This is a genomic window from uncultured Faecalicoccus sp., from assembly GCF_944325745.1.
In the GTDB taxonomy this organism is placed as follows: Bacteria; Bacillota_I; Bacilli_A; order Erysipelotrichales; family Erysipelotrichaceae; genus Faecalicoccus.
Genome location: NZ_CALVBG010000036.1, coordinates 1 through 12,599 on the forward strand (window position 1 = coordinate 1; position 12,599 = coordinate 12,599).

Genomic DNA, 12,599 nt, shown 5'->3' on the forward strand with positions numbered 1-12,599 from the left:
TTAGGGGTGATCATGATCTTGATGCAGGGGCTTCCGGTCTTTGCGCAAGAACTTACGATTCATGTGGAGTATCCTGTCGGGATCATCACCGATCCAAACCATAAATGGGCCATCGGTCTGACAAGGCCTACGGTGATCGGGACAAACTATATGTGTTATTCCCAAATCTCAATTGCCGGACAGAAAGTTTATTGTTTGGAACCGTTAAGTTTTACCGATGACGGATATGGGGGATACACAGCCAGCGATTTGGCCGAGTATGTCGGCAATGATGCGTTAACGCAAAAACTAGAGTATATTTCGGCATTGGGCTACGGATTTGAAGGGGATCGTTCCATGGAAATGGATTTTGCGACCCAAATTCGTCTCTGGCAGGAAATGGATCCAGGGTTGGTTGTCAATATTCATCCGGAGATCCAGGCAAAGATCGACCAGATCAATGCGCGTTTGAACATCATGATGACGGATGTTTCTTTTGACCAGCAAGAAATTATTTTATCGGGGTACGGAAAAGAATTCGCCCAAACTTTGACGGATACCCAGGGTGTTTTTTCCAGCTATACGTTTGATTCCGGAAGTGTATCTTACGAACAAAAAGGAAATCAGCTGACCGTATGGATGGAAAAAAGCCAAGGACAAAATGGACAGTTAACAATGAATTGTTTTTATCCTCAACAAGGAACCAGCATTGCCTATCGCAGCAAGTACAATCACCAGGCGGTGGGATATATCACGGGAGGAACACCGAATCAGATGCATATAACGGCCAAGGTAGAGACAGGAAGCATACAGCTCTTAAAGAAAGATGCCCAGACCGGAAAGGTTTCTCAGGGAGATGCCCAGTTGGCGGGGGCTCAATATCAGCTGGTCGATAATCAAACAAAGGAAGTTGTAGGAACCTTTATGATCCAGGAGGATCTTTCCAGCAACCGTATCAGCGATCTGCCTACGGATCGCACCTATACGATCCAGGAAGTGCAGGCACCGCAAGGATATCTGTTAGATACGGATAAGGTACAGATCGATTTTTCAAATCAGAAAGATGTGACTTTGGAAGTCAGCGATACTGTGATCACAGGACGCATCCAAATCAAGAAAATCATTACCGATAAAGATATTTCGCAGATCGTAAAACCGGAAAAAGGAGCAGAGTTCACAATCGTACTCAAACGCTATGTCGATCAATATGGCTCAGTTGCGAAGGCGATGGAACATCAAGATCAATTTTTAGACAGCGAATGGGATATCTTGACCACGGATGATCAAGGACTTGCCTCGAGTAAGGATCTAGCTTATGGAACTTATATGGCTCAGCAGACAGGTGGCGATAAAGAAACGCACTGGCTCAAAGAACCGTTTTCTTTCGTCATCGATCAGGATTCTAAAGATCTTTTGGAATACACCATCAACAATCGACCCTATGAATATTATTTGCGCTTGATCAAAATTGATGCCCAGACACAAAAACCAATCTCTGCCTCGGGAGCCTCATTTCAGATTTTGAATGAAGAAGGCAAACCTGTCACAATGAAGGTGGGATCCAAAACTTATGACACATTCCAGACCGCATCGAATCAAGCAGAAGGAAAAGAAGGCGTCTTTGTCGCTCAAGATGAAAAAGGAGTTTTGACGACACCGCTCAAACTTAAAGCGGGGACATACCAGATCAAAGAAGTCGAATCTCCGCAAGGGTATCAGCTGTTGAAAGAACCAATCGAAGTTGTTTTAGGATCGACCTATGTTTCGCAAGTGGATGAGCATGGCGATGCGACAGTCGAGGTAACGATCGAAAATGAAAGACCAAAGGCGAAGATCATTCTTCACAAAGAATTCGAAGAAGGCTTATCCGAAGAGATTTGTGAAGGACAAGTACGATTTCAGCTGCTGGCGAAAGAAGATATCTTAGACCCGGCAGATGGCAAGATCCTTTTTTCAAAGGGAAGCTTGATCCAAACCCAGGAACATCCAGAAGGGATCTATACCTTAGAAGAAGGAACTTTGATCATTGATGATTTGGTTCTGGGATCGTATCAATTAAAAGAGATCGAAACTTTCGAAGGTTATCAGCTTTTGGATGAACCGGTCGATTTTGAATTTGTTCCAGGATCCCAAGAAAAGGCTGAGTATGTTCTGGAAAAGACCGTCACCAACAAGCCCATACAAATCCATACCACCGTGAACAAAGAAAAGGCATTGTACCCGGAAGAAAATATCGAGGTCGTTGATAGAGTGGAATACCAGGGATTAGTCCCGGGAAAAACCTATCAGTTACAGGGGCAGATCTTGGATCCTGAGACCGCAAAACCAATGCAAAGGGAAGGAAAAGAACTGATTCAGACCTTGGATTTTGTTCCGGAAACGCCACATGGTTTTGTGGATATGGTTTTTACCTTTGACGCCTCAAAGATCGAACCCGCCTCTTATGTCGTAACCGAAAAGCTCTATTGTGAAAAGAATCATCTTTTGGCTGCCCACGAAGATCTAAAGGATACCAAGCAGACCTTTGAGATCTTGCCACTTTATGATCTGCAAGTTCAAAAGGTGGATGCGGACACCGGAAATCCCATTCAAAATACAGAGTTAGAGTTTGCGCTTTTTGAAGATAAGGAAGCTCACTCTCTTTTTCAAACCGGGAAAGTAGATATTTCACAAGGCACGATATCCTGGGAAGATCTGAAACAAGGAACCTGGTATTTAAAAGAAGTCAAAGCACCACAAGGGTATCGTCTTTTAGATCATGTTTATATGGTTGAAGTAAAAAAAGATGGAATCTATATCGACGGAAAAAAAGCGGAAATGAAAGAAGGTCGTTTTGTGTTTGAGATCCAGAACACCAAGATTCCTGTTGTGTCGACAAGCTTAGGATGGAATGCCGGCAGCTATTGGGGATGGTTTATTTTCTCAGGGCTTCTTTTAGGCCTTATTTTCCTGATCCAGCTTTTCCGAAAGAGTTCCTGATTCAAAGCATCGTCTTCGGACGGTGCTTTGTGTATCGCTTGATTTTTAGCTTAAAATAACATAAAATTCATTCATGAGTGAATACGAAGGACGATCTTTTTTTAAAGATGCGGCTTATAATATAAAAAGAACGATGGAACTGGATCCGGCTGCCCATTCAAAATGGGAAGTTTTTTGGCTGTATCCGCATATCAAAGCGATTGGACTGCACCGCATTGCCCGATGGCTTTGGGACCATCACCGCACTTTTTTAGCGCGTTGGGTCTCCAATGTGGCCCGCAATTGGACCGGGATCGAGATCCATCCAGGGGCTACGATTGGCCGGGGACTTGTGATCGATCATGGCATGGGGGTCGTGATTGGCGAAACGGCCATTGTTGAAGATGATTGTCATTTATATCATGGGGTGACTTTGGGAGGAACCGGGAAAGAACATAAAAAAAGGCATCCGACTCTGAAAAAGGGAGCCTATGTTGGATCCGGGGCCAAATGTTTAGGAAATATCACCTTAGGAACGTATTCTCGTGTAGGGGCGAATGCGGTCGTCTTACAAGATGTACCGGATTACGCAACGGCGGTTGGCATGCCGGCTCGCATTATTGAAAGGAAGCGCGAAGATGTGGAAATATCGCTGTAAATCCCATTTACTTTCGTTGATTGGTTCATTTCTCATAGGAATGCTTTTTGGTTTGATTGCCAACCTTGTCTACGGCAGTGAGCTGCAAGTCTATATGCGTGAGATCTTGGCGGAGGCCGGAGTTCCGGCAGCGGCTCTTCCTAGTCTGGAAGCTTATATTGAAAGCCCGCTTCTTCAATCGCTTTCGATGGGAATCGTTTTTGCGGGGTTGGTCAATGTTGTCTTATTGGCCCAATATTTTTCCAGCGTGTCGACGTTTAGTCCTTTGATCTTTATTGTTTTGTTGATGTTTGCCTCGACCTTGCTATTGTTTGTGGGGATCTTGCTTCTGTTGCCCAGTGCTGTTGCCTGTATTTATGGTATGGTCACCTTGCGCAGTTCTTTGGCATCGCAGCGCAAACAGAGAAATATCACCAGCGATGATGAGATCGTTCGGGTCTATAAGATTCATCATCAGCTTCAGGAAAATGTTCGTCCGATGGCACAAGAATGTAAGAAAAACGTTCGCAAGATCACCTTGGTTTATGGCTTGGGCATTGCGGCTGCCTTGTGCGTGATGTTCTTTGTGCAAAGCTTTATCTTGCTTGCGATCTTGTTTATCTTCTTCTTTATGTCCTTCAGTTATCTGATGCGATACTATGCCAGTTCTCTGATGCCGATCCGGCTGCTGCTGTATCAAAACTGTGATCCGGAAGCTTGCGCCAGCGCCTGTATCTATTACGGGATGGACCGTAAAGGAAGAGTGAGGATCAAAGATCGAATCTTGATGGCCCAGGCTTTGATCTATATGGATGATCCGCAGCTGGCCATGGATGTTTTGATTGACTATCCTCGGCGGGATCAAGCCAGCACTTTACAGTATTGGAGCTTGATGGCAACGATCAACTATATGCTTAAAGATGAAGAAGCTTTAGAACGCTGCAAAGAAGAAGCCAACAAAGTCCGTATGAATTTTGGAACCCAGGGAATCATGGTCCAAAACGAGGAGATCGCTTCGATCCAAAATAAAGTGGATCTGATGAGTGGACAGTTCAACACGTGTAAAAAGTATTATCTGCAGGCTTTACAAAAGGCGAGCTTTCCTTTCCAGCAAGTGGATGCTTGTTACTATATCGGGATGATCTCTTTTGTGGAACAAGATTATTCCTTGGCAAATATGTATTTTGAAAAAGTGATCAATCTGGGCAATCAGATGTCCTATGTGGCGAAAGCGAAACATTTTCAATCGAAGATCGATGCCTTAGGCCAAACACAAAGCGACGAATTCAGTTGAAACTTTGCGGGGGATTTTGTATAATCCATTATGTCTAAAGCGTTGAACAGGAGTAGTACTCCAAGCCAGCTTCGGCAAGAGAATCGGATCCTTGGCTGTAAGATCTGAACGAAGAAATTGGAAGAATTCACCTGCGAGCAAGAGCCTAAAATCTCTTCCGTTTCATACGGTTATCATGAATCAAGTGCGTAAAAGACGAAACAGGATGGTACCGCCGTAACTGGCTCCTGTGCTCGTCTTTTTTATTTTTATCAAAAGAAGGGAAGAAAATCATGGAACAAATCGAAAAGCTCCAAAATGAAGCACTGACCAAGATCGCTGATTGTCAAAACAATCAAGACCTCAATGCGCTCAGGGTCGAGTATCTAGGAAAAAAAGGTCCGATCCAAAACCTGATGAAAGGAATGAAAGATCTGACACCGGATCAAAGACCGGCCTTTGGTCAGCAGGTCAATCAGCTGAAAAGCCAAATTGCTCAGGCAATCGAAGAAAAGCGAGAAGCTTTGGCCAAAAAAGAACTGCAGGAGAAGATCGAAAGCGAAAAGATCGATATCACCCTACCGGGAAGAAAACCTGTCGTTGCGAATCTGCATCCTTTGAATCTTGTATGCCAGGAATTGGAAGATCTGTTTATTGGATTGGGGTATCAAGTGATCGAAGGCGACGATATCGTCAGTGATGAATATTGTTTTGAAAGAGCGAACATTCCGAAGGATCATCCGGCTCGCGATATGCAGGATTCGCTTTATATCGATCCGAACTGGCTGCTCCGTACTCATACGACAGCAATCCAGATGGAAGTTTTGGAACAAAGTGCTCCGCATCTTCCTATCAAAGTCGTTTGTCCAGGAAAAGTCTATCGCCGCGATGATGATGATGCGACTCATTCTCATCAATTTATGCAGATGGAAGGTCTGGTCATTGGGGAACATGTGACCTTATCGGATTTGAAGGGAACTCTGGAATTTATGGCTCGTAAGCTGTTTGGGCAAGACCGCCAGATTCGTTTCCGTCCAAGCTTTTTCCCATTTACCGAACCAAGTGTTGAAGTCGATGTTTCGTGTCATATCTGCAATGGAAAAGGATGTCCGACTTGTAAAGGGACCGGCTGGATCGAGATCCTGGGGGCCGGGGAAGTGCATCCGAATGTTTTGAAGATGGCCGGTTATGATCCGGACAAATGTTCAGGCTTTGCGTTTGGAGTCGGTATTGAGCGCGTTGCGATGTTGAAATACGGTATTGATGATATTCGTCATTTCTACACCAATGATATGCGCTTTATGGAACCGTTCAAACGGTTTGATTAGGAGGAAGATCATGAGAATTTCCAGAAAATGGTTATCACAATATATGGATATTTCCGATTTGAGCATCGAGGAGCTGGCCAGCCGCATTACCGATGCCGGATTGGAAGTGGAATCCGTTGAATCTCAATCACAAGGAACGAATTTGGTGATTGGGCAAGTCATTGAATGCACGATGCATCCCGACAGTGATCATTTACACTGTACAAAAGTGGATGTCGGGGATGAGATCTTATCCATCGTTTGTGGAGCGCCAAATGTAGCCAAAGGACAAAAAGTGATCGTGGCCAAGCCGGGAGCCAAACTTCCAGGGGGAGAAATTAAAAAAGGAGCGATCCGCGGTCAGGAAAGTAACGGCATGATCTGTGCTTTATTTGAACTGGGAGTCGATCCGCATTTGTTGACAGAAGAACAAAAAGCCGGTATTGAAGTGCTGCCGGAATCGGCTCCGGTGGGGAACACGGATCCGTTAGGTTATCTGGGATGGGACGATGAGATCTTGGATGTGGCCTTGACGCCGAATCGCAGTGACTGTTTGGCCGCTTTCAATATGGCCAAAGAAGTGGGAGCGATCTTGGATCGGGAGGTAAAACTTCCAAGCTATGATCAAGCGGCTTCGCAAGGAGGACCTACCCAGCTTCATGTGTCTTCCAAAACGTCAAAATGTCCGATGTTTTTAGGAAAAGTCATCGGTCATATCACGATCAAAGAAAGTCCGGAATGGATGAAAGAGCTTTTGAGAGCTTCGGGCATGCATTCCATCAATAATGTGGTCGATATTTCCAATATCGTCATGTTGGAAACGGGGCAGCCGATGCATTTCTATGACAAGGATGCGATCAAAGATCTTGAAATCACCGTAGCCGATGGATTTGAAGAAGGTTATACAGCCCTGGATGGTGTGACTTACGATCTTTTACCAGAAGATATCGTGATCACCAATCAAGGAAAACCCATCGGGATCGCCGGGATCATGGGGGGCGATGACTCCAAGATCTTAGATTCAACCCAAGGATTGATCATTGAATGCGCGATCTTTGATCATGTATCGATCCGCAATACAGCTCGCCGCTTGAATCTTGCGACCGAGTCCAGCGTTCGCTATCAAAAAGGCATTGAACCTCTAGCGGCTCAAAAGGCGTTGGATCGCGCCGTCCAGCTGTTGGTTGAATATGCCGATGCCAAAGAAATTGAAGAAACGGTACAGTTTGGCAAAACGTCATACGAACCTTTGACACTGACCAGTTCTTTTGCGGCGATCAATGATCGCTTGGGAACAGATTTCACATCGGATGAGATCCTAAATGTTTTCCGTCGCCTGGACTGGAAACCAGAATCAAAAGGGGAAGAATTCAGCGTTCAGATCCCAAGTTATCGTACGGATATTGAAGGAATGGCCGATCTGAGTGAAGAAGTGATCCGTTTGATCGGATACGATCGTTTGCCGAGTACTTTGCCTTTGATGGAAATGACCGAAGGAAAATTAAACGCTGCCCAACGGCTGGTACGGGACCTACGTACGTATTTGACACAGCACGGTCTCCAAGACTGTATCACGTATACTCTGATTTCGACAAAAAAGAAAGACAATGCGATCTTAAGCTGCGGGCAAGCCATTGAACTGGCCAGTCCGATGAGTGAAGAACGCCGATATATCCGCACCAGCATCTTGCCAAGCCTTTTAGAAAGTCTTGCGTATAATCAGGCCCGTCATATTGGCAATGTCAATCTGTATGAAATCAGCGATGTGGCGGCCCAAGAAGGAAAGAAAGTTCATTTGGCCTTTGCGTTGAGTCAAAAACTGTATGAGACACGTTGGACCCAAGATGCGATCCCGGCAGATTTCTATACCGGAAAAGGATTGATCGAAGAGCTGTTTGAACAGATCGGTGTTCAATCAAAACGCGTGGGATTTGTAGAGAATAAGATGGATACCGAACATTTCCATCCTTATCGTTCCTGCGAGATCCAGATCGATCATAAAACCGTCGGACTGTTAGGAGAGATCCATCCTAGTTATGCCGCTGAGTGTGAAGTTTCTTCGGCGATCCTTTGTGAGTTAGAATTGGATGCGTTGATGGATGTTAAAAAATCGAAAGTAAAATTTGTACCGATCTCTAAATATCCAAGTGTACAGCGCGATCTGGCCTTTGTGATCGATCGTCAGCTGCCTGTGGAAAATGTTGTCAAAGTGATTGAGAAACAAGGACGTCTTGATAAAGAAATGGTGATCCGCGATGTGGAAGTCTTTGACGTTTATCAAGGCGAACATATGGATCCATCGAAGAAGAGCGTTGCCTTATCGATCCGCTTCCAAAGCGATAAGAAGACTTTGAAGGAAGACGAGATCAATTCTTTGTTTACTTCCATCATTGATCATATCCAAAAAGAATGCGATGCGATCTTACGGAGCTAAAAGTGCAGAAATGCACTTTTTTTTGACCCTTTTTCTTAGTGAAAGCGCTTTCGTGTTATAATCAAGACAGGTGAAATCAAATGAAAAAATATATTATTGCGATTGATCAAGGCACGACCAGCACCCGTGCGATCTGTTTTGATCAAAATCAAAAAGTGGTTCGCATCGTACAGGAAGAGATCCAAAATGTATTCCCTCAGCCGGGATGGGTCGAACAAGATGCACAGTCGATCTGGTTAAGTACTTTAAGTTGTTTATCGCAGCTGTTTGCGCCCGGGGATCTAAAGCCCGAGGAAGTTGCTTCCATTGGGATCACCAATCAGCGAGAGACCACGGTTGTATGGGATAAGAAGACAGGCATGCCCATTCATCGGGCGATTGTTTGGCAATCGAGGCAGACGGCAGATATCGTGGAACGCTTTAAAAGACAAGGTTTGGAAGAAAAGATCCATGAAAAGACAGGATTAGTCTTAGATCCTTACTTTAGTGCGACAAAGATTCGCTGGATCTTGGAAGAATGTTCGATCGAAGATCCAAAAGATCTGTTGTTTGGGACGGTGGATACTTGGCTGGTCTGGAAGATGACCAATGGAAAGGTGCATGTGACCGATGTCACGAATGCCTCGCGAACTTTGTTGATGAACATCCATACTTTGGACTGGGATCCAGACCTGTTAGACTGGTTTGGTGTCCCTTCAAGCATGCTTCCGAAGATCGTTGATACTTCCGGAGTCGTGGGAGATATCGATCCGGTCTATTTCTTTAATACCCCATGCCCGATTGCTTGTTTGGTCGGTGACCAGCAAAGCGCCTTATTTGGACAGTCTTGTTTTCAAAAAGGAGAAGGGAAAAACACGTATGGCACCGGTGGCTTTTTGTTGATGAATACAGGCGATCGTCCTATTTTGTCAAAACAAGGATTATTGTCCACGGTCGCCTGGAAGATCCAAGATCAGGTTTCTTACGCACTGGAAGGCAGCATCTTTGTTTCGGGATCTTTGATCCAATGGCTGCGGGACGGATTGAAATTTTTTAAATCCGCTAAAGACAGTGAACAGCTGGCCACCGAGGTTGATTCCTGCAATGGCGTCATGATCGTTCCGGCATTTACGGGCTTAGGGGCTCCCTATTGGGATGATCAGTGCCGCGGTGCGATCTTTGGCTTGACCCGGGGAACGGATATTCGGCATTTGACCCGGGCGGCTTTAGAAAGCATGGCCTATCAAAGTAAAGATTTGATCCAGATCATGGAAGAAGATCTTGGCCAAAGGATCGAATATCTAAAGGTCGATGGCGGGGCTAGTTCCAATCGTTTCCTGGATCAGTTTCAAAGTGATATTTTAGAGATCCCGGTCTATAAAAACGAGATGCTGGAGATGACGGCATTAGGGGCTGCCAGACTGGCCGGTCTGGCTGTGGGCTTCTTTACGATGAAGGACTTCAAAGATGGTGAAATGGAACAGTTTATGCCTTCTCGAGATCATGAAAGTGTAGAAAAACTATACGCGCAATGGAAAAAAGCGGTCGAAGCGACCCGCATGTATTGATCAAAAAAAAGACTTCCGAAATGAAGTCTTTTTATCTGGAAAGAATATATTGTTGAAGGATATGGCCAACGGCATCTTCTTCATGCGTATAAGGGCAGAGGGCATCGATGGCAGATAAGATCTCGGGATGGGCATTTTGGACCCCGATGGAGAGGCCGGCCGTCTTTAACAATCCCAAGTCATTGATATTATCACCGATGGCCAGAGTATCTTGTAACGCAATCCCCAGGTGGTCGCACAGATATTGAAGTCCCAATCCTTTGTGGACACCTTTAGGATTGAATTCAAAATAGCGGTTGCTGGAATAAGAGAGATCGCAATGTTGACGAATTGTTTCGGGAAGTTGTTCTTCGATCTGTTTCAAGAAGGCAACGTCTGTATTTTCATAAAGAATCTTAATAATGGGCTGATCTTTTAAAAAGGACAGATCTTCAGCTTCGGTTTCCAAAACTTCCATGCGGCCTTTCAAGAAGTGCCTTTCATCTTCATTTAAACGATAGGCAAAAGTTTTGTCGACCAAATAGACTTGAATACCGACATCGAAAGCTCTTCCCAGGGTATAGATCTGATTAGCCAAGGTAAAATCCATCGGCTTTGTATATAAAATATCACCTGTGGCATTTTCAGTGACGCAGCCTCCATTTAACGAAATCGTATACGTGCCTGGTTTTTGAAACTGACCGATTTCTTTAAGCGTATTTTGAATCGAGAAGAAGGGTCTTCCGGTTGTGCAGACAAAATGAATGCCCTGGTCTTGGATTTGACGGATCTTTTCTTGGGTATATGCTCCTACATGTTTATCTGAGCGAAGCAGCGTCTCGTCGAGATCGCTGGCGACTAAATGGATCATAGAGAATCTCCTTTCCATGGTTCAATTCTATCAAATATGTTAAAATAGTTACATGAGTAAACAATCTTTTTTAGTTCGTTCGGATATTCAGGATCTCTTAGATACTTTATCGATCCAAAAAGGAGATCACGTTTGTGTTCAATGCAGTGATGCCTTTTGTCATCAAGTGATCGGCGGTGCCCAGACGATCATCGAGTCCTTGATGGATACAGTTGGTTCGGGAGGACTTTTGTTTATGCCGACCTTTACCTTCTCTTGTCTGGATCCGGCTTGCCAGTCGATCAAAGGATCAGTCGATGACTGGAAAAGAATCCGGGAAAACCAGAACGGGTATCATAAGGTGCTTTCATGGTGTGATCAAAACGGGGAACTGGCCAATCAGTTTTTAAAGTATGAGGGTGTGATCCGTACGGAACATCCGGTCTACAGTTTTGCGTTTTGGGGTTTTCTGGATGAGAAGACGGCAGATCAAAAGATGAATTATCCACTTTCTTTCAGTCACGTCTTACGCTCCTTTGCCCGTAATCAGGGAATTTCTCTGATGCTGGATATGGATCCGAAATACAGTGTACTGATCCCGGCCATCGCAAAGACGCTCAATTTAGGAGAAACAGCGATCCAAAGAGCACAGATCAAAAAAGGAAGCCTCAACAAAGTGCGAACTTTTTTGATCACAAAAACTCCCCCGAATGCGGTGGAAGAAGCTATGAAGTATATTCATGTGCGTACCGATCAGATCCTGGATCATAAGGTTGCCCGCATGAGTTTGGATGAAGAGGCTGAATAAAAGATCACCAAAGGCAGTCTGCTCTGGATAATTGTTCAGAGATCAGATCTGCCGTTTTTTGTAAGATGATTTCATCTGCTTCCTGAAAGCGGTCTAAAAGCGGGGAGTCAATATCTAAAAGTCCGATCAGATTCTCTCCTTTATATAAGGGGAGAACAATTTCCGAACGCGAAGCACAGTCACAGGCAATGTGACCGGGAAAATCATGGACATCTTTGACAATGATCTTGGTTTTCTTCATGGCACAAGTTCCTACGACTCCTTTTCCATAAGGAATCTTGGTGCAGGCCACTTTTCCTTGAAAAGGGCCTAAAAAGCAGATTTGTTGGTAGGGATCGGCAAAGTAAAGACCTACCCAATTTAAGTTTGGGATCTCGTGATAAAGAATGGCCAGAATGTTTGAAACATTGGAGATCCAAGGCAAGGAAGGATCAATGATGGCCTGGCATTGTTTATAAATATGTTCCATATCTATGATTTTACATGAAAATGCAAGGAAAAAGAACAAAACGTTCCAGATTTGAAACAGATTTGGACAATGAAAATGACAACTTGTCATATTGTGATAGGATAGAAATACCAAAAGGGAGGTTATCACATAGAGATCGACTCTATGACAAGGTGAATCACATCCAGAGAATAAGGATTTATCTATCGGTAAAAAAGGGTAGAGATGAGTTGATTCATCCGATACAAACGAGCCAGTTTCTTCGATGAATAAGGGAAATTGGCTCTTTTTTGACCTCTATGAAAAAAATTTAACATTTTTTTTGACAAGGGGGAGAAGATTTGGTAATATAACTGAGCACGGCGCGGAGAGCGGCGTG

The 12,599-nt window shown here is 44.4% G+C and carries 9 protein-coding genes; 7 read left to right on the forward strand and 2 right to left on the reverse strand.

The genetic code is table 11. The annotated features are described in order from the left end of the window. The 6 genes from Q0J48_RS04725 to glpK all read left to right on the forward strand — a co-directional run. On the forward strand, window positions 1–2,958 hold a 2,958-nt coding region (locus tag Q0J48_RS04725; RefSeq protein WP_296242109.1), incomplete at its 5' end, for a SpaA isopeptide-forming pilin-related protein. A gap of 73 nt (window positions 2,959–3,031) precedes the next feature. Further along, window positions 3,032–3,595: a serine O-acetyltransferase EpsC gene (epsC, locus tag Q0J48_RS04730; RefSeq protein ID WP_296242111.1), complete on the forward strand. Its 564-nt coding sequence runs from the start codon at window positions 3,032–3,034 to the stop codon at window positions 3,593–3,595. Further along, window positions 3,576–4,868, forward strand: coding sequence for a hypothetical protein (locus Q0J48_RS04735; RefSeq protein ID WP_296242113.1), 1,293 nt, complete (start codon window positions 3,576–3,578; stop codon window positions 4,866–4,868). Before epsC ends, Q0J48_RS04735 begins: the two co-directional genes overlap by 20 nt. 272 nt (window positions 4,869–5,140) lie before the next feature. Next, window positions 5,141–6,175 carry a phenylalanine--tRNA ligase subunit alpha gene (gene pheS, locus Q0J48_RS04740; protein ID WP_296242114.1) on the forward strand — a complete coding sequence of 345 codons (1,035 nt, stop codon included), beginning with the start codon at window positions 5,141–5,143 and terminating at the stop codon, window positions 6,173–6,175. A gap of 10 nt (window positions 6,176–6,185) precedes the next feature. Continuing rightward, window positions 6,186–8,588, forward strand: a complete 2,403-nt coding sequence (pheT, locus tag Q0J48_RS04745; RefSeq protein ID WP_296242116.1) for a phenylalanine--tRNA ligase subunit beta — start codon at window positions 6,186–6,188, stop codon at window positions 8,586–8,588. Between the two features lie 80 nt (window positions 8,589–8,668). Continuing rightward, window positions 8,669–10,135 (forward strand): glycerol kinase GlpK, encoded by a 1,467-nt coding sequence (glpK, locus tag Q0J48_RS04750; RefSeq protein ID WP_296242119.1) that lies wholly within the window; start codon window positions 8,669–8,671, stop codon window positions 10,133–10,135. Between the two features lie 31 nt (window positions 10,136–10,166). Here glpK and Q0J48_RS04755 read toward each other — a convergent pair whose 3' ends face one another. Beyond that, window positions 10,167–10,985 (reverse strand): Cof-type HAD-IIB family hydrolase, encoded by an 819-nt coding sequence (locus Q0J48_RS04755; protein ID WP_296242122.1) that lies wholly within the window; start codon window positions 10,983–10,985, stop codon window positions 10,167–10,169. Between the two features lie 52 nt (window positions 10,986–11,037). Between Q0J48_RS04755 and Q0J48_RS04760 the strand changes: the two genes are divergently transcribed. Further along, window positions 11,038–11,772, forward strand: a complete 735-nt coding sequence (locus Q0J48_RS04760) for an AAC(3) family N-acetyltransferase (RefSeq protein ID WP_296242125.1) — start codon at window positions 11,038–11,040, stop codon at window positions 11,770–11,772. A gap of 4 nt (window positions 11,773–11,776) precedes the next feature. Here the strand turns inward: Q0J48_RS04760 and Q0J48_RS04765 are convergent, their stop codons facing one another. Then, complete coding sequence (locus Q0J48_RS04765) at window positions 11,777–12,241, reverse strand: GAF domain-containing protein (protein ID WP_296242128.1); 465 nt, start codon at window positions 12,239–12,241, stop codon at window positions 11,777–11,779. Window positions 12,242–12,599 lie beyond the last annotated feature (358 nt).